Raw genomic sequence first — 870 nt, forward strand, 5'->3', positions numbered from 1 at the left:
TGCCCACTGAAAAAGTAGTGGGCACATTCTGCGTTGCATCGCCTCCGCCTTCTACGTGGGCCGAATTGAGCGCTTTCGAAAGAGCTGGTTGCGCGCGGCGTACGCGTGGGCAAGGAGCGGGTTCGCAAGCTGATGGCGCAGCACGGCATCCGTGCCCGGCACAAGCGCAAGTACATCGCGACGACGAACTCGAATCATGGCCTGCCGGTCGCGCCGAACCTGCTGGAGCGCAACTTCACCGCGACGGCGCCGAATCAAGTCTGGACGAGCGACATCACGTATGTGGCGACGGCTGAAGGCTGGCTGTACCTGGCCGTCATCATCGACCTGTTCAGCCGGCAGGTAGTGGGCTGGTCGATGCAGCCACATATGAAGGCCGAGTTGGTCACGGATGCACTGCGCATGGCATGGTTTCGGCGCCGCCCCGAAGCCGGCGTGATTGTCCATAGTGACCGCGGCAGCCAGTATTGCAGCGGGCTCTTCCAAGACACGCTCAAGGCGTACGGCATGCGTTCGTCGATGAGCCGGCGTGGCGATTGTTGGGATAATGCGCCGACCGAAAGCCTGTGGGGCTCGCTGAAAGTCGCACGACTGCACGGTCGGCACTTCGCCACGCGACGTGCGGCGATGGACGAAATCGTCGACTGGCTCGGCTTCTACAATGCTCGCCGACTGCATTCGACATTGAACTACGTCAGTCCCATGACGTTCGAAAAGAAATGGGCCATCGCTCAACAGGGGCAAGCGGCCTGATGGCCTCGGCTATGGGATTCGTGAAACAGGGGCAAGGTCACCCTACCAGCAGGAGACTACAGCCGATTGCTCAGGCGATCATGACGTGATGGCGAGACAGGTTAGACCGTGGCCGGG

The 870-nt window shown here is 61.3% G+C and carries 1 pseudogene; it reads left to right on the forward strand.

The annotated features are described in order from the left end of the window. Nucleotides 1-78 precede the first annotated feature (78 nt). A pseudogene (locus AWB78_RS42825) lies at nt 79-753 on the forward strand (IS3 family transposase); the annotation flags it as partial. Nucleotides 754-870: the final 117 nt, after the last annotated feature.

The organism is Caballeronia calidae (genome assembly GCF_900044055.2).
Classification (GTDB): Bacteria; Pseudomonadota; Gammaproteobacteria; order Burkholderiales; family Burkholderiaceae; genus Caballeronia; species Caballeronia calidae.